Origin of the sequence: Pseudomonas sp. Irchel 3F6, from assembly GCF_900187595.1 — a bacterium.
Taxonomy (GTDB): Bacteria; Pseudomonadota; Gammaproteobacteria; order Pseudomonadales; family Pseudomonadaceae; genus Aquipseudomonas; species Aquipseudomonas siliginis.
The window spans coordinates 77,054-96,017 of record NZ_FYDP01000007.1 but is presented as its reverse complement, the minus strand read 5'-3'; the positions used below and the strand labels follow the sequence as shown (position 1 = coordinate 96,017).

Here is an 18,964-nt window from a genome sequence, read left to right as displayed (position 1 = left end):
CCTGGGTTTTTCCTGATAAACCGAGTTGCGGCTTTCGCGAGCAGGCTCGCTCCCACAGGGGTAACGCATTCCAAATGTGGGAGCGAGCCTGCTCGCGAATACGGTGTAACTGTTGGTGCAAGTCTTGGATCTGTGCTCCCCACTCAGGTGCAAAAACGGATCAAATACCCCTCGGATTTATATCCTGTGCACCATTTAATTTCATAACTGCGACATTTTGCTCTGTTCCTGTGCGCAATTCGTTTGTTACAGTCCGGCCCAATCTCCTCCAACGACAATAAATTTGCCGAGACTTTGCCCATGATCGAATCCGTCGAATCCTTCCTTGCGCGCCTGAAAAAACGCGACCCGGATCAACCCGAATTCCACCAGGCTGTCGAAGAAGTCCTGCGCAGTCTGTGGCCGTTTCTTGAAGCCAATCCGCATTACCTGACTTCAGGCATTCTCGAGCGCATCTGCGAGCCCGAGCGCGCGGTGGTGTTTCGCGTGTCGTGGGTCGACGATCAGGGCAAGGTCCAGGTCAATCGCGGCTTCCGTATCCAGATGAACAGCGCCATCGGCCCTTACAAGGGCGGCCTGCGCTTCCATCCGTCGGTGAACCTCGGCGTGCTGAAATTCCTCGCCTTCGAGCAGACCTTCAAGAACTCGCTGACCTCCCTGCCCATGGGCGGCGGCAAGGGCGGTTCCGACTTCGATCCGAAGGGCAAGAGCGACGCCGAGGTCATGCGTTTCTGCCAAGCGTTCATGAGCGAGTTGTATCGCCACATCGGCGCCGACGTTGACGTGCCGGCCGGTGATATCGGTGTCGGTGCGCGGGAGATCGGTTTCCTCTTTGGCCAGTACAAGCGCCTGAGCAACCAGTTCACCAGCGTCCTCACCGGCAAGGGCATGACCTACGGCGGCAGCCTGATTCGCCCGGAAGCCACCGGTTTCGGCTGCGTGTACTTCGCCGAGGAGATGCTCAAGCGCCGCGGGCAGGGCGTGGAAGGCAAGCGCGTGGCGATTTCCGGTTCCGGCAACGTTGCTCAGTACGCGGCGCGCAAAGTGATGGACCTGGGCGGCAAAGTGATTTCCCTGTCCGACTCCGAAGGCACGCTGTACTGCGAGGCAGGCTTGAGCGAAGCACAGTGGCTGGCGCTGCTGGAGCTGAAGAACATCAAACGCGGGCGCATCAGCGAACTGGCGAGCGCCCATGGTCTGGAATTCCGCGCCGGCGAACATCCGTGGTCGCTGCCGTGTGATATCGCGCTGCCCTGCGCGACGCAGAACGAACTCGACGCCGAGGCCGCACGCACGCTACTGCGCAATGGCTGCGTCTGTGTGGCTGAAGGCGCGAACATGCCGACCACGCTGGAGGCTGTGGATATCTTTATCGAGGCCGGCATTCTGTTCGCACCGGGCAAGGCGTCGAATGCGGGCGGTGTTGCCGTCAGCGGTCTGGAAATGTCGCAGAACGCCATGCGCCTGCTGTGGACGGCGGGCGAGGTGGACAGCAAGCTGCACGCGATCATGCAATCGATCCACCACGCCTGCGTGCATTACGGCGAAGACAACGGTCAGATCAATTACGTCAAAGGCGCGAACATTGCCGGCTTCGTCAAAGTCGCCGATGCGATGTTGGCGCAAGGCGTGGTTTAAGCCGGTTCGATGCGGATCACTTCGATCAGTTGGTCGCCGGCAGGCCGCTGCCATAGCACTTCATCGTTGAGCCGGGCGCCAAGCAAAGCCCGGCCCAGCGGTGAGTCCCAGTTGATCAGGCCCTGACTGGCGTCGGCCTGATCCTCGCCGACCAGTTGCACGCGGTGTTCAGTGTCGTGTTCATCGGCAAAAGTCACCCAGCTACCGATTTGGACCTTGTCGGTGGAGGTCGCAGCGACTGCGACTTGGGCGCTGCTCAGGCGTTGAGTGAAATAGCGCAGATCCCGTTGCAGATCGGCCAGACGTTGCTTGTCGGCCTGCTCGCTCTTGGCCGTTTGCTCGGCATGCAGGCTTTGCAGTTCGGCGACCTTGGCGTGCAACTGCGCCAGACCTTGCGGTGTGACGTAATTGGGCTGCGTGCTGACCTGACGTTCGACCGGCTGATCAGCCTGCGCGGCGGCGTTGTCTTCGTTGACGAATGCGCGACTCATGAAGTCCTCCTGTTAAAGGATTTGGGCCATGGTTGCCGGCATTTGGTTTCAACGGATGTCTGCAAGCGACCTATTGCGAGCGATAAGCCCGCCCGACGTCCTGGTCCTTCTGCTGCTGCCAGGCACGTTCGCGCTCATCCCAATGTTCGTTGCGATATTGCTCGCGATCCCTGTTTTCCAGCATCGCCTGACATTGGCGGAAGCCGTCGACCCAGCCGTCGGCGTATTGCTGGTCCTTGAGATAGCGCGGCACATTCTTGCGAAACTCACCGCTGATCGAGCCCGCCGCTTGCCGGCCGCTGACGCAACCGTCATCGAAACCGTCGGCGAAGGCCGGTGGATAACCCTTGGCGATCAAGTCTTCATGGGTGGTCTGGCAACCGCCCAGCGCCAATACAACGCCCAACAACCCCACGCACCGCCACATCGCACTCTCCCGCGCCGATACTCGGCTCATAAGGAAAGTCTAGAAGGGGATTCATGAGGCGGCTGTCGAAGGCCTGTGAAAAATCCATTGCACACCACAAGGCCCCTGTGGGAGCGAGCCTGCTCGCGAAGGCGTCTTGTCAGGCAACACTGCTATTGACTGACCCACCGCTTTCGCGAGCAGGCTCGCTCCCACAGGGAGATTTACACAGGCTCGGGATCAGTAGTGATACCACTTCACTTCAAGCATGACTTCCGTTTCCGGGCTGGCGAGCTGGCTGAATTCACGCTGAGCGCTCAGGCGCAAACCGAGGTTGCGCGACAGCTCCCACTGCTGATTCAGGCTCAGGCTGCGGCGCACTTCGCCGTTGAAGAAGTAGTCGCCCTTGGCCTCCAGGCTCAGATTGCCCAGCGGGTTTTTCCACAGCACGCCGGTATTGAAGCCACCAGCCGGGGAAACGAACTCGGCGAAGTCGTTGTTGTGTTCCACGCGCACCGTGCCCAGCGCGAAGCCGAGCACGTCTTCGCCCAACTGCCACGTGCCGCCGCCGCCACCGTTGACATGGCTGACCAGCGTTTCGTCGTCATGCTTGCCCGGCACGCGCTCAAGGCCACCGGTGACTTGCCACGACAGCGGTTGCAGCAGCTCGTTGCGCGGTGTCAGCGAACGAATGGTCGCCAGGTCCAGTTGCTGCAACTGCCAGTCATTGCTTTCGTATTGGCGCAGCTTCAGTTGCAGGATCTCGATCTGCGCGCCGAGAGGAAAGCTTTCGGCGTTGTCATTGAGGTCGTGATAAGCCATGCGCAGGCCATATTCGCCAAAGGCGCGATCGCCTCGCGTACCTAGGCCGGCCTGCCAGGTGCGGGACTCGTGGCCATCTTCGGGCAGACCGGGTTGCGGAATTTCCAGCTCCGGCGCCGGGTTCTTGTTGATCGCCCGCAGCAGTTCGAAACTGCGCTGCGCTCGTTGCGGGTCGCGCTCCTGGCCGTTGGCGCGGTAGCGCTCCAGACGATAGGCGGCGTCGACGATCAACGCCTGGCGCGCGCGCGGCAGCGCCTTGAACGTCGGCTCTTGCAGGACTTTTTGATCGGCGCTGACTTTCAGCACCCATTGCTGTTCTTCATCGCTCAACGGTTCGGCGCGGCTGAGCAGTTCACGTTCGCGGGACGGGCGATATTCGATGTGTTCGACCAGCCCGGCCTCTTTCACCGCTTTGACAGTGTCGGTCGGGATCGCGGTCAGCGGGAATTGTTCGGTCAGGCGCAGGCTCGGTCGCGCCACTTGCAGCAGTTCCAGCAGACGATACGAGCAGTTTTCGTCGAAGAAGAAGTAGTCGAACTGGATCTGCTTGAGCTCCCACACATGTTCGACCATGCGTGCGGTTTCTTCCTGAGTCAGGTTGAGGCGGTATTCCCACAGGTCGCGGTTTTCCAGGCTGCGGTATTCCGAGAGTTTTTCCTGATACGGCACCAGCGCAAACAGCCCCGGGTAGCCGCCCATCAAGCCTTTCCAGGCATACAGAATGCTGTTGTCCGAGCCTTCGATGTAGGCACCGAAGTTGATCGCGTAGCTGAGCAGCGAAGTCTTGTCGGCCTGCACATCCGCCTGATCGATGCGCAGCAGGGTGTGGCCGAACATCGACGAAGGGCTATTGAGATACGCCGCCGGGAAGATCATCACCGCGCTGTGCGGCGAGACGTCCTTGAACCATTGCTTGTATTCGGCGCATTCGGGCGCTGGCAGGTCGGTGAGATTGAGCTGCGCTTTCAGCCAGCGTGTGCGCGCGGGGTATACGCATTGTGCGTGTTGCTCGCCGAGGCTGGCCGGGGCGTACAGCGCCTGCACGGTGGCGGCCAGTTCGCGGTCCGGATGCTCGTTGCCATCGGGCGCGAGAAAGAACTTCTTGTCGCTGACATAGCTGCGCCAGCCGCCGAGTTTGGCGGTTTCGTAATGACCGAGGGAAATCCAGAAGCGGTCGTTGGCCAGTTGCTGCAAACGTTGAGGATCGATGTGAGGCGCGGCGGACAGCGGGGCGCAGACACAGAGCGCCAGCCAGGCAAGGCGTTTGAGCATAGTCGGCAACTTGAACAGGAAAAGAAATAAAAGACCCAAAGAGGGGCGGGCCAAAAAAACAAAACCCGCTTCCCGAAGGAAGCGGGCGGGGTCGAGCTTAAGCCTGAGTTGCGTACTTGGCCAGACGTGGGTCCGATTTCAGTACCGCCAGGGTGTTGGTATGCACGTCTTCAGCGGTCACGTCAGCCTTGCTGAAGATCTGCTGGAAGTGCTCGTGGGTCACTTGCGCGAAGTGCGCGCGATCTTCCGGTGCTACGCCCAGGACCACGGCATAAGTGGTCAGCGCTTCGCCATTGCCTTTGGCCATGTCTTCGGACAGCTCGTTCATCATGCCATTCATGGCGAACCAGGATTTGCCGCCGTAGGTCAGCGATGCGTTGGTCGAGCAACCGTTGGTGCCGGAAGTCATACCGAACGTGGCGTTACCGGAAGTGCCGTTGGTGGTGGAAGCAAGGAAGTGCGCCGGGGTGCCACGCTGACCTTCGAACAGCATGTTGCCCCAACCGCAATCCGGGCCGCCCGGGGCTTGCGCCATTGCGTTGATGGATACAGCGGTGAAGAGAGTACCGAGAAGAATCCGTTTCATAGCTTTGTTCTCTTTATGTGCATACCAATGGACAGGGTTCTGGCCCTTCGCGCTCTGCCCGAGGACAGAACCGAAAGTGTCAGTGGGCCGGTATTAGTTCCAGCCGCGCAGTTTGGAGTTTAGGCACGTTCCAGCGGTTCCGTGATTTTTTGCAAAATATTTGGAATAAACCTCTGATTTATCGGGATGCGTCGGCCGGCCGCGCGCTTGTCTATGCTTTGTCATGTGGCGCGCCTTGCCAGTGGGGCACGGGCAGCGCCAGAATGCCGCTACCTGCCCCGCCTGATTGTTAAGGAAGCCCGATGCCTGATCCTGTTGCTGCCAGCCTGCGTCTTGCGCCCGAAGCGCTGACTCGTCCGTTTTCCGCTGAACAGTTCAGCTTCACTAGCACCAATGATCTGGAGCCCTTTCGCGGTGTGCTCGGCCAGGAACGCGCGGTCGAAGCCTTGCAGTTCGGTGTGGCGATGCCACGCCCCGGTTACAACGTATTCGTCATGGGCGAGCCCGGCACTGGCCGTTTTTCGTTCGTCAAACGCTACCTGAAAGCCGAAGGCAAGCGCCTGCAGACCCCGGCGGACTGGGTCTACGTCAACAACTTCGATGAGCCGCGCGAACCGCGTGCACTGGAGCTGCCATCGGGCACGGCGGCCTCGTTCATCGCTGACATCAACGGCCTGATCGACAACCTGCTGGCGACTTTTCCGGCGGTTTTCGAACACCCGTCCTACCAGCAGAAAAAAAGCGCCATCGACCGCGCCTTCAACCAGCGCTACGACAAGGCGCTGGACATCATCGAGCGCCTGGCCCTGGAAAAAGACGTCGCCCTGTACCGCGACAGCAGCAATATCGCCTTCACGCCGATGCTCGACGGCAAGGCCCTGGACGAAGCCGAATTCGCGCAGTTGCCGGAAGCCGAGCGCGAGCGTTTTCACGATGACATTTCCGGCCTCGAAGAGCGCCTGAACGAAGAACTCGCCAGCCTGCCGCAGTGGAAGCGCGAGTCGAACAATCAACTGCGCCACCTCAATGAAGAAACCATCACCCTGGCCTTGCAGCCGTTGCTGGCGCCGCTGTCGGAGAAGTACGCGGAGAACGCCGGGGTCTGCGGTTACCTGCAAGCGATGCAGGTCTACCTGCTGAAAACCGTGGTCGAGCAACTGGTCGACGACAGCAAGACCGACGCCGTCGCGCGCAAGTTGCTGGAAGAACAATACGCACCAAGCCTGGTGGTCGGGCATCCGGCCAGCGGCGGTGCACCGGTGGTATTCGAGCCACATCCGACCTACGAAAACCTGTTCGGCCGCATCGAGTACACCACCGATCAGGGTGCGCTCTACACCACTTACCGGCAGTTGCGTCCGGGTGCGCTGCACCGCGCCAATGGCGGTTTCCTGATTCTCGAAGCGGAAAAAATGCTCAGCGAGCCGTTCGTGTGGGATGCGCTCAAACGCGCCCTGCAATCGCGCAAACTGAAAATGGAGTCGCCGCTGGGCGAGATGGGCCGCTTCGCCACCATGACCCTGAATCCGCAGCACATCCCGCTGCAGGTCAAAGTCATCATCATTGGTGCGCGGCAGCTGTATTACACGCTGCAGGATCTCGATCCGGACTTCCAGGAGATGTTCCGCGTTCTGGTCGACTTCGACGAAGACATCCCGATGGTCGACGAAAGCCTCGAGCAGTTCGCCCAGCTCTTGAAAACCCGTACTTCGGAAGAAGGTATGGCGCCGCTGACCGCCGATGCGGTGGCACGGCTGGCGACCTACAGTGCGCGGCTGGCCGAGCATCAGGGGCGCTTGTCGGCGCGCATTGGCGATCTGTTCCAACTGGTCAGCGAGGCGGATTTCATTCGCCATCTGGCCGGCGATGAAATGACCGACGCCGGCCATATCGAACGCGCCCTGAAAGCCAAGGCCACCCGCACCGGGCGGGTCTCGGCGCGGATTCTCGACGACATGCTCGCCGGAATCATCCTCATCGACACTGACGGTGCAGCAGTCGGCAAGTGCAACGGGCTGACGGTGCTGGAGGTCGGTGATTCGGCGTTCGGCGTGCCGGCGCGGATTTCCGCCACGGTCTATCCGGGCGGCAGCGGTATCGTCGACATCGAACGTGAGGTCAACCTCGGCCAGCCGATTCACTCCAAAGGCGTGATGATCCTCACCGGTTATCTGGGCAGCCGTTACGCTCAGGAATTCCCGCTGGCGATTTCGGCAAGCATTGCGCTCGAGCAGTCGTACGGTTACGTCGACGGCGACAGTGCATCGCTGGGCGAGGCGTGCACGCTGATTTCGGCACTGTCGAAAACCCCGCTCAAGCAATGTTTTGCCATCACCGGTTCGATCAACCAGTTTGGCGAAGTGCAGGCGGTCGGCGGGGTCAACGAGAAGATCGAAGGCTTCTTCCGCCTCTGCGAAGCACGCGGTCTGACCGGCGAGCAGGGCGCGATCATTCCCCAGGCCAACGTCGCCACGCTGATGCTCGATGAGAAAGTCCTCGCCGCCGTGCGCGCCGGCCAGTTCCACGTGTATGCGGTGCGTCAGGCCGATGAGGCGCTGAGCCTGCTGGTGGGCGAGCCGGCCGGAGAGCCGAACGCCGATGGCGAATTCCCCGAAGGCAGCATCAATGCCCGAGTGGTCGAGCGCCTGCGCGATATCGCCGAGATGATCAGCGAAGAGGACTTGAAAGAGGCCGAGAAGGAGCTGGCGCAGGAGGCTCTCGCCGAAGCCAAACCGGCCTGATCAGTTCACGCCAGACCCTGTGGGAGCGAGCCTGCTCGCGAAAGCGCTGTATCAATCGACGAATGAGTTGGCTGATCCATCGTCTTCGCGAGCAGGCTCGCTCCCACAATGCTTTTCCAGATTGATTTCTGCGGAGATCTTCGGGGAATGTGTCACGAGTCTGGCGCCAATATTCACACAATGACCATTCGGCGCCTTCTGGTTCCATTTGGCTTGCGCGGGACACTTTTCTTCTATTCTCAGGTCAAGGATATCGACAGTATCACTGGATCGAGCCAGTCCTCCCATGGGGGCTGAATACCGGCTTTACCGAGGGTCGCCGCCATGTCGCGCAACCTCTGTCTCACCCGTCAATGCCTGGGTCTGGTGACCCGGATCGAATGCGCCGTCAAGCCGCTGGCCGGCGACAACGGCATGTGGACGCTGCTCTTCGCGGCCGGCATGGCCGGCGAACAACCTTCCGCGATCAAAGCCCAAGGCCCTTTTCACGGCCCGGTCGCGGCCGAGTCGATTCTCGACACCATCGTTGAAAGCCTGACCTTGCATGGTTACGAACTGGCCGATGATCCGCAGATCTGGAGCCTGCACCTGCAAGCCCAGTTGCGGCAGATCAACGGCGGCCGTGGGCGCAGCCTCAGCGGTTAAGGTGCTGACTGGTCGACCTGCGCCTTGTCGAGCTTGACCTCAAAACCGTATTGCACGGTGGCGAGGTCGGTGCGCTGATAGGTTTCCACGCGAGTCGGGCGACCGTAAAAATAGTGCACGCCGAGTAGCGCCGGGCCTTCTGCACTGGCGTCGTGGCTGACCGAAAGAATCTGCTTGAGGTAGTGGCCACTGTCGTCCTTGACGAAGAAACGCCATTCGTTGGCCGGGAAGGTTTTCAGGTCGACCACCAGCGTGTTGTCCTTGATCGCCAGGCCTTTGGGCAATGACTGCGCGTCGTAGGATTGCTTGGCCACCGTGGCCAGAAATAACGGCATCGAGCCCACGGCAATCGCCGGGGTTTCCGGAAACAGGTTCAGATCATATGTAATCGTCGCTTGCAGCGGATCGACCTGATACGCCTCGGGCGGCAGTTCGATCGGCTCGTCGAGTTTGCCGCCGCGCTTTTCCGTGAAGAAAGTCACCGGGCTGACGCCGGGATTGAGTTGGTCGCCAAGCAATTCGTCATTGAAGGTGCGGCGGTGGGAAAACTCGATACGCGCCGCGCTCGGCTCTTCCACCGATTGATGAATGCGCACGCCGGCCTTCAATTGTTCCTCGGTCAGGTCCGCGCCTTTGAGCCAGTTGGCGGCCAGATCGTCATACACCACAACTGGCAGATCCAGCGGCTGCACGGCTTTGGCCGTGGTGTGCGGATTGAAGGTGCGCACCGGCAGGTCCAGGGATTTGCGCGTCACTGTTGCCGAGGAGAAGTCGAGCACACAGACTTCCAGTGTGTCGATCGGGCCGTGGAAATACACCTTGTTGTAGCGGCGCGGGTGTTCTTTCTCGAAGGCTTGCTGTTCGTCGCTGAGCTGTTTTCCAGGGTGTCGCTCCAGCTCTTCTGCTTCTGTAACTGCGTCAGTTGCTTCTGGTAAAACTCGACCTGCTCCGGGCTTTCGTTGATTGAACCGGCGCGCACCAGGTATTGGCCGCTGGCATCGCGGGCCTGGACGATCAGCGGATTGATCCGGGTTTCGGCGACTTCTGCCGCCAGCGGCAGGCTGTTGCTGACTTCAACCTCGGCGTAATTTTTTTCCAGCCTGAGCAGTTTGACGCTGAGGTTGTCGTTGCTGCGGGTCTGGCCGACGTCTTTCTGAGTCAGGTCGAAACTGTACAAGCGACGCGGCGCGATGACCTCGACCTGGCCTTGCAGGCTGACCGGTTGTGGCAGGTTTTTTTTGTCGACGTTGAGGCCATCGATGAACGGGTAGGTCACCGTCAGGTCATCGGGGTTGGTCACGTTGGAGCTGGACGGGCTGAGCTGAATGCCGGGGTCGGTCTCCGACCACTCCGGCTGCCAGGCGATCACCCGTTTGTTGCTCAGCGTCACCGAATGCCATTCGATGCCGTGCGGAAACAGAAAACCGCCGGGAATGTTCAGGTTGAACGGGAATACCGGTTGCAGATCGGTCAGGTAATCCGAGCTGGCGTCCTTGTGCAGCACGAACAGGCCGTTGATGAACGTATCGACCAGCGCCTGCGGGGTAGGGTAGTGCTTGAGCACGGCGAGGGCGTCTGCGCCGTATTCGGTATGCGGGGTGATGTCGTCGAGCTTGAGTCGGGCGCGTTCGAGCAACAGCAGCGAACCGCCGAGTTCGGTGATGGCGTCCTTGAGCTTGGGATCGCTGATCGTGTCCAGGGACTGTTCGAAGGTGGCGGTCTTTTCGTCAAGGTTGGCGACTTGTTTTTCATCGCCGGGCGAGCAACCGCCGATGAGCAAGGCGAGGCAGATTCCGGCAGTCGTCAAGGCTGATCGCACATCCATTTCCACGCATCCTGTCCACTGTCATTGGGCTGTCAATGCTTTGGACACTAGCAGAAAAACTTTGTCACACACACGCAGGTGGCGGATTTTCCGGCGGTTTCTGGCTGTCACAGCGGGCTGTTATACTCGCCGCCATTTCCAGCCCCTTGTGTGAGAGTCAATGGAACGCTTTATCGAAAATGCAATGTACGCCACCCGCTGGCTGCTGGCGCCGATCTACATCGGCCTGTCCCTCGGTCTGCTGGCGCTGGCATTGAAGTTCTTCCAGGAAATCATCCATATCCTGCCCAACGTCTTCGCCATGGCTGAATCGGATCTGATTCTGGTGCTGCTGTCGCTGATCGACATGGCGCTGGTGGGCGGTCTGCTGGTAATGGTGATGATTTCCGGCTACGAGAACTTTGTCTCGCAACTGGACATCGACGAAGGCAAAGAGAAGCTCAGCTGGCTGGGCACCATGGACTCGTCGTCGCTGAAGATGAAAGTCGCGGCGTCGATCGTGGCGATTTCCTCGATCCATTTGCTGCGTATCTTCATGGACGCCAAGAACGTCGATCCCGAGCATTTGATGTGGTACGTGATCATTCACATGACTTTTGTGGTATCCGCATTTGCCATGGGTTACCTGGACAAGGTCACCAAGCACTGATCAGCCGATCAAGGCAAAAAAACCGCCCGTCTGTTGCGAAACAGACGGGCGGTTTCGTTTGTGGCTTGTGCTTTCAAGCGCAGCGGCCTATGCCTGTAACGGTGCGATTCGCCACGGTGGGAGGTGCTTCCATGAACCTGCAAGAGTTGAACGCGTTTGCTGTTGCCAGGAAGGTCGACGAGTTGAACCTGATCTCGATGGAAGGGGGCATTTACCTGTTGGAAGCGAGGATGCATGGGACGGCGTATCCGTTGAGCGATCTCAAGGGCAATATGCTGACGCTGCGCTCAGTGGAGCACGCGCGGGACCTGCTGCATGCCTTTCCGGTACTGCCCTTCAATCTTGTGCACACCTCGGTCCACGACGAAATGTGTGGCCTGGTCGGTGACCTCGATGAAAGCCTGAAAGTGCCGCTCGCCTGGCGCTCGGCCCTGTAGCCCCGGCCCCAAGTCCGGGGTATCTGTGCTAGTCTGCTCGCCCTTTTGGTTCCGGGCGCGCCGGGACGCGCTGTGCACGCACGGCAAGTCCTGTGGCCGTCCGCACAGCGGAGCAGTGTCATGTCCGAAGTAAATCTGTCCACCGACGAAACCCGCGTCAGCTACGGTATCGGCCGTCAACTCGGCGACCAGCTGCGCGACAACCCGCCACCGGGTGTCAGCCTGGACGCGATCCTGGCCGGTCTGACCGACGCTTTCGCCGGCAAGCCAAGCCGTGTTGGCCAGGAAGAAATGTCCGCCAGCTTCAAGGTGATCCGCGAGATCATGCAAGCCGAAGCAGCGGCCAAGGCTGAAGCCGCGGCTGGCGAAGGCCTGGCCTTCCTCGCCGAAAACGCCAAGCGTGACGGCATCACCACTCTGGCCTCCGGCCTGCAATTCGAAGTGCTGACTCAGGGCGAAGGCGCCAAGCCGACCCGTGAAGACCAGGTACGTACGCATTACCACGGCACCCTGATCGACGGCACTGTGTTTGACAGCTCCTACGAGCGCGGCCAGCCTGCAGAATTCCCGGTTGGCGGCGTGATCGCTGGCTGGACCGAAGCCCTGCAACTGATGAATGCCGGCAGCAAATGGCGCCTGTACGTGCCGAGCGAACTGGCTTACGGCGCACAAGGCGTGGGCAGCATCCCGCCGCACAGCGTTCTGGTATTCGACGTCGAGCTGCTGGACGTTCTGTAATACCGAGCCTGCCTAGATGGCGGGCTAAAAAATGTGGGAGCGAGCTCGCTCGCGAAGGCGGTTTTTCAGTCGACTCATTCGTTGACTGATTTATCGCTTTCGCGAGCAAGCTCGCTCCCACAGGTTTTTTTAATGCTGCTCATATTTCGATCTTGTTGTGCAGCTCATTGGTCGGGCGCAACGCCCGGGCATAGCAGAACAGGAACAGATTGCGCACCAGCTCCTTGAGCACCAGCGGCTCGCTGGAGTTGAGGCTGCTGACGTCCAGATCACCTTGATCCTGCAGCTCATGCAAGGCTTCTTCTTCAAGCACCGCACAGACTTCGCCGGTTTCTCGATGGAGGATTCTGAGATACGGGTGTGGGCGATCCAGCCAGGCGTCGATCAAATAAGTCATGGGTCTCATCTCCTTGAAAGGTTTCAATGAGAATAATTCTTATTCATTAAATAGCAAGTGCCTATTGGCGGATCGTGGATTTTTCCGGGTAAAGGTTGTGTCAGGTCAAAATGGCTGGCTGATGGCCATGCGCGAATTCATTGAGCTGGAGCGGGGAGGGCAAAGCTCCATCCCACGACTGGCGCGGGATGGCTGACGCAAGGCTCAGACTTTTCTGACGAACTCGGATTTGAGCTTCATCGGGCCGATGCCGTCGATCTTGCAGTCGATGTCATGATCGCCGTCGCACAGGCGGATGTTCTTGACCTTGGTGCCGACCTTGACCACCAGCGACGTGCCTTTGACCTTGAGGTCCTTGATCACGGTGATGGTGTCGCCGTCCTGCAGGACGTTGCCGACCGAATCTTTCTTCACGGCATCATCGGTCGCCACTTCGGCTTCGCCGCTGGCAGACCACTCGTGGGCGCACTCGGGGCAGACCAGTTGGGTGCCGTCTTCGTAGGTGTATTCGGAATTGCATTTCGGGCAGGGTGGCAACGTGCTCACTAAGGTTCCTTGGGTATCAGGAGGACTAAAGGGCGCACATTGTATAGGGTTTTACGCGGAGGAGGGCATAGCGCAGAAACAACTGTGGGAGCGAGCCTGCTCGCGAAAGCGCTGTGTCAGTCAACATTGAGTCGATTGGCAGATTGCTTTCGCGAGCAGGCTCGCTCCCACAGGGGATGAATCAGTGCGTGCGGGCTACCGCGAACTCGCTCAGTTCCACCAGCGCATCGCGATATTCGCTGGCCGGCAGCGCCTCGAGGCACTTGATCGCGCGGGCCACGTAATCGCGGGCCAGTTGCGCGGTGTACTCCAGCGAGCCGGACGCTTCGACGGCGATGCGGATGCTTTCCAGGTCTTCGATCCCGCCTTTCTGGATCGCCTGACGCACCAGTGCCGCCTGTTCGGCCGTGCCTTCGCGCATGGTGTAGATCAGCGGCAGGGTCGGCTTGCCTTCGGCCAGATCGTCACCGACGTTCTTGCCCAAAGTTTCCGCGTCGCCTTTGTAGTCGAGCAAGTCATCAACCAGCTGGAACGCCACACCCAGGTGATCGCCGAACGTGCGCAGGGCTTCACTCTGCTCGGCGGTCGCGCCAGCCAGGGCGGCGGCGCTGTGGGTCGAGGCTTCGAAGAGCATCGCGGTCTTGCCGCGGATGACTTCCATGTAGGTTTCTTCGCTGGTGCTGGCGTCTCGCACCTTGGACAGCTGCAACACTTCGCCTTCAGCGATGATCCGCGTGGCTTGAGACAAAATCTTCATCACCGGCATCGAGCCCAGTTCGACCATCATTTCGAACGAGCGCGAATACAGGAAGTCGCCGACCAGCACGCTCGGGGCATTGCCCCACATGGCGTTGGCGGTCGAGCGGCCACGGCGCATGCCGGACATGTCGACGACGTCGTCATGCAGCAGGGTCGCGGTGTGCAGGAATTCGATGGTGGCGGCCAGCAGGCGCATGTCGTCGCCTTCGCGACCCAAGGCCTTGCCACACAGCAACACTAATAAAGGACGCAGGCGTTTGCCGCCGGCCGACGTGATGTAATCGCCGATTTTCGATACCAGCGGCACTCGAGACGTCAGCTGCTTCTTGATGATGCCGTCGACGGCGCTAAAATCGTCCGCCACCGCGCGGTAGAAAGCTTGGGGTTGCATCAGCGAGAGTCGCTCCAGAAGGGTTGCGCGGCATGCTAGGACCCCCGTCCAGACCTGTCAAGGCGCGATGGACGGCCACTTGCGCGAGGCAGATTGCTTGCGTACAATCGCGCACCCTGAACTTCCTGGGCAGCACCTGCCTTACGCAATTGCACTTGGGCCGTTCCAGCCCCATGCAGCCATGCCAGCCAATACCTCTTCTTATAAAGAGCTGGGTGAGCAGGATTATCGGAGAAATACCATGTACGCAGTAATCGTTACCGGCGGTAAGCAATACAAGGTCGCTGAAGGTGAATACCTGAAGATCGAAAAACTGGAAATCGCTACTGGCGAATCCGTGACTTTTGATCGCGTTCTGCTGGTCGCCAACGGCGACGACGTGAACATCGGCGCACCAGTTGTTGCTGGCGCAACCGTCAAGGCTGAAGTGATCTCCCAAGGTCGTCACGATAAAGTCCGCATCATCAAGTTCCGTCGCCGTAAGCACCACATGAAGCGTATGGGCCACCGCCAGTGGTTCACCGAGATCAAAATCACCGGTATTCAGGCTTAATTACAGCCTAATTCCTCACTAGGAGAATTGAACTCATGGCACACAAAAAAGCTGGTGGTAGTACCCGTAACGGTCGCGACTCAGAAGCCAAACGCCTTGGCGTGAAGATGTATGGCGGCCAGGTCATCAAGGCCGGCAACATCATCGTGCGTCAGCGCGGCACCCAATTCCACGCTGGCTACGGCGTTGGCATGGGCAAGGATCACACTCTCTTCGCTAAAATCGAAGGCGTGATCAAGTTCGAAGTAAAGGGCGCCTTCGGTCGTCGTTACGTGAGCGTAATCGCGGCTTAATCGCGAGATCGCTGGAGAAGCCCTGTCTTGCGACGGGGCTTTTTCGTTTGTGGGGTGAGTCTCTTGCAAAGCTGTTTGTATGGGCTGTCGGCGTGCGATGCAGGTCGTGTCTTGGGGTCGCTGCGCTCATTTTTGCAAGAGTCTTATGTCTTGATTGTTTTTCGGCTCGTCCGTACGGCGAGAGGCGTTGGTTATGAAGTTTGTTGATGAAGTATCGATTCGCGTAAAGGCCGGTGACGGTGGCAACGGTGCCATGAGTTTCCGTCGGGAAAAATTCATTGAAAATGGTGGCCCGAACGGCGGTGATGGGGGTGACGGCGGTTCCATCTACATGATGGCCGACGAAAACCTCAATACCCTGGTCGACTACCGTTACACCCGTCACTTCGATGCCGAGCGTGGCTCCAACGGTGGCAGCACCGACTGCACCGGCAAGAGGGGCGAAGACCTGATCCTGCGCGTGCCGGTCGGCACTACCGTGATCGACTCCGCCACCCAGGAAGTCATCGGCGACCTGACCAAGGCTGGTCAGAAACTGATGGTGGTCCAGGGCGGCTGGCACGGTCTGGGCAACACCCGTTTCAAATCCAGTACCAACCGTGCGCCGCGTCAGACCACGCCAGGCAAGCCGGGCGAGCAGCGTGACCTGAAACTGGAAATGAAAGTGCTGGCCGACGTCGGTCTGCTGGGCTTGCCGAACGCCGGTAAAAGTACCTTTATCCGTTCGGTCTCGGCCGCCAAGCCGAAAGTCGCCGACTACCCGTTCACCACACTGGTGCCGAACCTGGGTGTGGTCAGCGTCGATCGCTGGAAAAGCTTCGTCATTGCCGACATTCCGGGTCTGATCGAAGGCGCTTCCGACGGTGCCGGCCTGGGCATTCGCTTCCTCAAGCACCTGGCGCGTACGCGTCTGCTGCTGCACCTCGTCGATATGGCGCCACTGGATGATTCCAGTGCGCCGGACGCAGCTGAAGTGATCGTCAACGAGCTGATCAAGTTCAGCCCGTCGCTGGCCGAGCGTGATCGCTGGCTGGTGCTGAACAAGTGCGATCAGATCCTTGAAGAAGAGCACGATGCTCGCGTCAAGGAAATCGTCGATCGCCTGGAATGGACTGGTCCGGTGTACGTGATCTCGGCCATCGCCAAGATCGGTACCGAGCGTCTGTGCCACGACATCATGCGTTACATGGAAGACCGTGCCGATCGCCTCGCCGCAGACCCTGCGTACAAGGAAGAGCTGGCCGATCTCGATCAGCGCATCGAAGACGAAGCCCGTGCGCAGTTGCAGGCGCTGGACGACAAGCGTGCCCTGCGTCGCAGTGGCGTGAAGTCGGTCCATGACATCGGCGACGATGACTGGGACGAAGAAGATGTGGATGACGAAGACGGTCCGGAAATCATTTACGTGCGTGACTGATCCGTTGCGATAAACTTGAACGCCGCTCAATCGAGCGGCGTTTTAGTATCCGGAAATCGATCGTTGGTCAGCAATCGCCACGATTAACGTCACGGGCAGTGCCAGGTCGCGCTGCCCTCAAGCTAAGGTTGAAGATGATGCGGAGCAAGGTGACAGGTGCGCAGCGTTGGGTCGTGAAGATCGGCAGCGCTTTGCTGACAGCTGACGGCAAAGGGCTGGATCGCGCGGCAATGAGTGTCTGGGTCGAGCAGATGGTGGCGCTGCATGAGGCGGGCGTCGAGCTGGTGCTGGTGTCCTCCGGGGCGGTAGCGGCCGGCATGAGTCGCTTGGGCTGGACCGCACGACCCAGTGCCATGCACGAGCTCCAGGCGGCCGCTGCAATCGGTCAGATGGGGTTGGTGCAGGCGTGGGAGTCGAGCTTCGCCGAGCATGGCCGGCACACTGCACAGATTCTCCTGACCCACGACGACCTGTCCGACCGCAAGCGCTACCTCAACGCCCGTAGCACCTTGCGTGCACTGGTCGAGCTGAAGGTCATTCCGGTGATCAATGAAAACGACACCGTGGTCACCGATGAAATCCGTTTCGGCGACAACGACACGCTGGCGGCGCTGGTGGCCAATCTGGTCGAGGCCGATCTGCTGGTGATCCTCACTGATCGCGACGGCATGTTCGACGCTGATCCGCGCAACAATCCCGATGCGCAGCTGATTTATGAAGCGCGCGCCGATGATCCGACGCTCGATGCGGTTGCAGGCGGTACCGGTGGTGCGCTGGGGCGCGGCGGCATGCAGACCAAGTTGCGTGCGGCACGCCTGGCAGCGCGTTCCGGTGCGCACACCATCATCGTCGGCGGGCGGCTTGAGCGTGTGCTCGATCGCCTGAAGGCGGGCGAGCGCATTGGCACGCTGCTATCGCCGGAGCGCGGCATGCTCGCGGCGCGCAAGCAGTGGCTGGCCGGGCACCTGCAAACCCGTGGCACCCTGGTGCTGGATGAGGGGGCGGTGTCGGCGTTGTCCAAGGGCAACAAAAGTCTGCTGCCGGTGGGGGTGAAACTGGTTCAGGGCAGTTTCCGTCGCGGTGAGATGGTCGTCTGTGTGGCGCCGGACGGTCGGGAGATTGCGCGGGGTCTGGCCAATTACAGCGCCCTGGAAGCGCAAAAAATCATCGGTCAGTCGTCGGATGCGATTGTCGGTTTGCTCGGTTACATGGCGGAGCCGGAACTGGTTCACCGTGACAACCTGATTCTGGTCTAAGGAAAATTCGATGCGTGTAGCGAAAGGGTTGTTGGGCCTGCTGATGGCCATGCCGTTGCTGGTCTCGGCCGAGGAAATCGGTCAGGTGTCGACGGTGTTCAAGTTTGTCGGGCCGAATGACCGGATTGTGGTCGAAGCGTTCGACGATCCGAAAGTCGAAGGTGTGACCTGCTACCTGTCGCGCGCCAAGACTGGCGGAGTGAAGGGTGGTCTTGGTCTGGCCGAGGATCGTGCCGAAGCCTCGATCGCTTGTCGTCAGGTCGGGCCGATCAAGTTCAAGGGTGAGTTGAAGGACGGCGACGAGGTGTTCAAGGAGCGCACCTCGCTGGTGTTCAAGACCATGCAAGTGGTGCGTTTCCTCGACAAGAAGCGCAACACGCTGGTGTATCTGGTCTACAGCGATCGCTTGATCGAGGGTAGTCCGCAGAATGCGGTCACGGCCATCCCGATCCTGCCGTGGGTGCCGGTCCAGCAATAAGCGCCACCAATCCGAACTGTGGGGGCGAGCCTGCTCGCGAAGAGGTCATGTCGGTCGATAGAAATATCAACTGGCAGATCGCATTCGCAAGCAGGCTCGCTCCCACACTTTTTTTGCCTGTAGCTTGTTAAATCACAGGCAATAAAAAACCGACCCTGAGGTCGGTTTTTTAATGACTACGTCGATTAAGCGGCTTCTTTCAGCGCTTTGACGTGGCCATTCAGACGGCTCTTATGACGAGCAGCCTTGTTCTTGTGGATGATGCCTTTATCGGCCATGCGGTCGATAACTGGCACAGCCAGAACGTATGCAGCTTGAGCTTTTTCAGCGTCTTTTGCGTCGATGGCCTTAACTACATTCTTGATGTAGGTACGAACCATGGAACGCAGGCTGGCGTTGTGGCTGCGACGCTTCTCAGCCTGTTTTGCACGTTTTTTGGCGGAAGGTGAGTTGGCCACCGTCGAGCTCCTCGAAAGACTTTTTAGGAAATAGCAAACAAAATAGGCCGCGAATCATGCCGATGAAGACTTGTCTTGTCAAGGGCACTTGAATCGTTCCGCTAAGTGGTAGGTATAAAGAGGCGGGATATTTATTTCCGGCGCTTGACCTGTAAACTCGCGAGCT

General features: G+C 59.6%; 19 protein-coding genes and 1 pseudogene. 11 read left to right on the top strand and 9 right to left on the bottom strand.

The window, feature by feature from the left end:
• Nucleotides 1-300 precede the first annotated feature (300 nt).
• On the top strand, nucleotides 301-1,638 hold the full coding sequence (gene gdhA / locus CKW30_RS21520) for an NADP-specific glutamate dehydrogenase (protein WP_095181855.1): 1,338 nt from the start codon (nucleotides 301-303) through the stop codon (nucleotides 1,636-1,638).
• On the opposite strand, the gene CKW30_RS21515 is transcribed toward gdhA, so the two are convergent.
• From CKW30_RS21515 to CKW30_RS21500, 4 genes are all read right to left on the bottom strand, one after another.
• Nucleotides 1,635-2,129 carry a GreA/GreB family elongation factor gene (locus CKW30_RS21515; protein ID WP_095181854.1) on the bottom strand — a complete coding sequence of 165 codons (495 nt, stop codon included), beginning with the start codon at nucleotides 2,127-2,129 and terminating at the stop codon, nucleotides 1,635-1,637. The genes gdhA and CKW30_RS21515 overlap by 4 nt on opposite strands.
• Nucleotides 2,130-2,199: 70 nt before the next feature.
• Nucleotides 2,200-2,556, bottom strand: a complete 357-nt coding sequence (locus CKW30_RS21510; RefSeq protein WP_095181853.1) for a hypothetical protein — start codon at nucleotides 2,554-2,556, stop codon at nucleotides 2,200-2,202.
• A 219-nt stretch (nucleotides 2,557-2,775) separates the two neighbouring features.
• Nucleotides 2,776-4,629, bottom strand: coding sequence for a DUF4105 domain-containing protein (locus tag CKW30_RS21505; protein ID WP_095181852.1), 1,854 nt, complete (start codon nucleotides 4,627-4,629; stop codon nucleotides 2,776-2,778).
• Nucleotides 4,630-4,726: 97 nt separating this feature from the next.
• Nucleotides 4,727-5,215 (bottom strand): DUF3015 domain-containing protein, encoded by a 489-nt coding sequence (locus CKW30_RS21500; RefSeq protein WP_016773112.1) that lies wholly within the window; start codon nucleotides 5,213-5,215, stop codon nucleotides 4,727-4,729.
• A gap of 302 nt (nucleotides 5,216-5,517) precedes the next feature.
• On the opposite strand from CKW30_RS21500, the gene CKW30_RS21495 reads away from it, so the two are divergent.
• Nucleotides 5,518-7,956: a Lon protease family protein gene (locus CKW30_RS21495; RefSeq protein WP_056790505.1), complete on the top strand. Its 2,439-nt coding sequence runs from the start codon at nucleotides 5,518-5,520 to the stop codon at nucleotides 7,954-7,956.
• 324 nt (nucleotides 7,957-8,280) lie between these two features.
• The gene (locus CKW30_RS21490; protein WP_095181851.1) at nucleotides 8,281-8,601 is read left to right on the top strand and encodes a hypothetical protein; all 321 of its coding nucleotides are present in this window, start codon (nucleotides 8,281-8,283) and stop codon (nucleotides 8,599-8,601) included.
• Here CKW30_RS21490 and CKW30_RS21485 read toward each other — a convergent pair.
• A pseudogene (locus CKW30_RS21485) lies at nucleotides 8,598-10,426 on the bottom strand (hypothetical protein). The gene CKW30_RS21490 and the pseudogene CKW30_RS21485 sit on opposite strands and share 4 nt — an antisense overlap.
• Nucleotides 10,427-10,586: 160 nt before the next feature.
• Here CKW30_RS21485 and CKW30_RS21480 point away from each other — a divergent pair.
• The 3 genes from CKW30_RS21480 (at nucleotide 10,587) to CKW30_RS21470 (ending at nucleotide 12,250) form a co-directional block, all read left to right on the top strand.
• Nucleotides 10,587-11,075 carry a TIGR00645 family protein gene (locus CKW30_RS21480; RefSeq protein WP_016773116.1) on the top strand — a complete coding sequence of 163 codons (489 nt, stop codon included), beginning with the start codon at nucleotides 10,587-10,589 and terminating at the stop codon, nucleotides 11,073-11,075.
• A gap of 131 nt (nucleotides 11,076-11,206) precedes the next feature.
• On the top strand, nucleotides 11,207-11,512 hold the full coding sequence (locus CKW30_RS21475) for a DUF6482 family protein (RefSeq protein ID WP_056790499.1): 306 nt from the start codon (nucleotides 11,207-11,209) through the stop codon (nucleotides 11,510-11,512).
• Nucleotides 11,513-11,632: 120 nt separating this feature from the next.
• Complete coding sequence (locus CKW30_RS21470; protein WP_039761705.1) at nucleotides 11,633-12,250, top strand: FKBP-type peptidyl-prolyl cis-trans isomerase; 618 nt, start codon at nucleotides 11,633-11,635, stop codon at nucleotides 12,248-12,250.
• A 139-nt stretch (nucleotides 12,251-12,389) separates the two neighbouring features.
• On the opposite strand, the gene CKW30_RS21465 is transcribed toward CKW30_RS21470, so the two are convergent.
• The 3 genes from CKW30_RS21465 to CKW30_RS21455 all read right to left on the bottom strand — a co-directional run bounded on the left by CKW30_RS21465 (nucleotide 12,390) and on the right by CKW30_RS21455 (nucleotide 14,343).
• Nucleotides 12,390-12,647, bottom strand: coding sequence for a hypothetical protein (locus CKW30_RS21465; protein WP_016773118.1), 258 nt, complete (start codon nucleotides 12,645-12,647; stop codon nucleotides 12,390-12,392).
• 204 nt (nucleotides 12,648-12,851) lie between these two features.
• A complete protein-coding gene (locus tag CKW30_RS21460; protein ID WP_095181850.1) occupies nucleotides 12,852-13,193 on the bottom strand; it encodes a zinc ribbon domain-containing protein YjdM in 342 nt (113 codons plus the stop codon).
• Between the two features lie 181 nt (nucleotides 13,194-13,374).
• Entirely contained in the window at nucleotides 13,375-14,343 is a 969-nt protein-coding gene (locus CKW30_RS21455) for a polyprenyl synthetase family protein (protein WP_016773120.1), read from the bottom strand.
• A gap of 241 nt (nucleotides 14,344-14,584) precedes the next feature.
• Here CKW30_RS21455 and rplU point away from each other — a divergent pair, with 241 nt between their 5' ends.
• The 5 genes from rplU (at nucleotide 14,585) to CKW30_RS21430 (ending at nucleotide 18,340) form a co-directional block, all read left to right on the top strand.
• On the top strand, nucleotides 14,585-14,896 hold the full coding sequence (rplU, locus tag CKW30_RS21450; RefSeq protein WP_007924746.1) for a 50S ribosomal protein L21: 312 nt from the start codon (nucleotides 14,585-14,587) through the stop codon (nucleotides 14,894-14,896).
• A gap of 35 nt (nucleotides 14,897-14,931) precedes the next feature.
• Complete coding sequence (gene rpmA, locus CKW30_RS21445) at nucleotides 14,932-15,189, top strand: 50S ribosomal protein L27 (protein ID WP_016773121.1); 258 nt, start codon at nucleotides 14,932-14,934, stop codon at nucleotides 15,187-15,189.
• A gap of 193 nt (nucleotides 15,190-15,382) precedes the next feature.
• Nucleotides 15,383-16,606 carry an Obg family GTPase CgtA gene (gene cgtA / locus CKW30_RS21440; protein ID WP_095181849.1) on the top strand — a complete coding sequence of 408 codons (1,224 nt, stop codon included), beginning with the start codon at nucleotides 15,383-15,385 and terminating at the stop codon, nucleotides 16,604-16,606.
• A gap of 137 nt (nucleotides 16,607-16,743) precedes the next feature.
• Nucleotides 16,744-17,862, top strand: a complete 1,119-nt coding sequence (gene proB, locus CKW30_RS21435) for a glutamate 5-kinase (protein ID WP_039761700.1) — start codon at nucleotides 16,744-16,746, stop codon at nucleotides 17,860-17,862.
• A 10-nt stretch (nucleotides 17,863-17,872) separates the two neighbouring features.
• Complete coding sequence (locus CKW30_RS21430; protein WP_041477794.1) at nucleotides 17,873-18,340, top strand: CreA family protein; 468 nt, start codon at nucleotides 17,873-17,875, stop codon at nucleotides 18,338-18,340.
• Between the two features lie 185 nt (nucleotides 18,341-18,525).
• Here the strand turns inward: CKW30_RS21430 and rpsT are convergent, their stop codons facing one another.
• Nucleotides 18,526-18,798, bottom strand: coding sequence for a 30S ribosomal protein S20 (rpsT, locus tag CKW30_RS21425; RefSeq protein ID WP_003228351.1), 273 nt, complete (start codon nucleotides 18,796-18,798; stop codon nucleotides 18,526-18,528).
• Between the last annotated feature and the right edge of the window lie 166 nt (nucleotides 18,799-18,964).

What these genes read in the sequence shown, in the direction of transcription:
- gdhA (WP_095181855.1), top strand. Translation starts at nt 301, where the DNA reads ATGATCGAATCCGTCGAATCCTTCCTTGCGCGCCTGAAAAAACGCGAC.
- CKW30_RS21515 (WP_095181854.1), bottom strand. Translation starts at nt 2,129, where the DNA reads ATGAGTCGCGCATTCGTCAACGAAGACAACGCCGCCGCGCAGGCTGAT.
- CKW30_RS21510 (WP_095181853.1), bottom strand. Translation starts at nt 2,556, where the DNA reads ATGTGGCGGTGCGTGGGGTTGTTGGGCGTTGTATTGGCGCTGGGCGGT.
- CKW30_RS21505 (WP_095181852.1), bottom strand. Translation starts at nt 4,629, where the DNA reads ATGCTCAAACGCCTTGCCTGGCTGGCGCTCTGTGTCTGCGCCCCGCTG.
- CKW30_RS21500 (WP_016773112.1), bottom strand. Translation starts at nt 5,215, where the DNA reads ATGAAACGGATTCTTCTCGGTACTCTCTTCACCGCTGTATCCATCAAC.
- CKW30_RS21495 (WP_056790505.1), top strand. Translation starts at nt 5,518, where the DNA reads ATGCCTGATCCTGTTGCTGCCAGCCTGCGTCTTGCGCCCGAAGCGCTG.
- CKW30_RS21490 (WP_095181851.1), top strand. Translation starts at nt 8,281, where the DNA reads ATGTCGCGCAACCTCTGTCTCACCCGTCAATGCCTGGGTCTGGTGACC.
- CKW30_RS21480 (WP_016773116.1), top strand. Translation starts at nt 10,587, where the DNA reads ATGGAACGCTTTATCGAAAATGCAATGTACGCCACCCGCTGGCTGCTG.
- CKW30_RS21475 (WP_056790499.1), top strand. Translation starts at nt 11,207, where the DNA reads ATGAACCTGCAAGAGTTGAACGCGTTTGCTGTTGCCAGGAAGGTCGAC.
- CKW30_RS21470 (WP_039761705.1), top strand. Translation starts at nt 11,633, where the DNA reads ATGTCCGAAGTAAATCTGTCCACCGACGAAACCCGCGTCAGCTACGGT.
- CKW30_RS21465 (WP_016773118.1), bottom strand. Translation starts at nt 12,647, where the DNA reads ATGACTTATTTGATCGACGCCTGGCTGGATCGCCCACACCCGTATCTC.
- CKW30_RS21455 (WP_016773120.1), bottom strand. Translation starts at nt 14,343, where the DNA reads ATGCAACCCCAAGCTTTCTACCGCGCGGTGGCGGACGATTTTAGCGCC.
- rplU (WP_007924746.1), top strand. Translation starts at nt 14,585, where the DNA reads ATGTACGCAGTAATCGTTACCGGCGGTAAGCAATACAAGGTCGCTGAA.
- rpmA (WP_016773121.1), top strand. Translation starts at nt 14,932, where the DNA reads ATGGCACACAAAAAAGCTGGTGGTAGTACCCGTAACGGTCGCGACTCA.
- cgtA (WP_095181849.1), top strand. Translation starts at nt 15,383, where the DNA reads ATGAAGTTTGTTGATGAAGTATCGATTCGCGTAAAGGCCGGTGACGGT.
- proB (WP_039761700.1), top strand. Translation starts at nt 16,744, where the DNA reads ATGCGGAGCAAGGTGACAGGTGCGCAGCGTTGGGTCGTGAAGATCGGC.
- CKW30_RS21430 (WP_041477794.1), top strand. Translation starts at nt 17,873, where the DNA reads ATGCGTGTAGCGAAAGGGTTGTTGGGCCTGCTGATGGCCATGCCGTTG.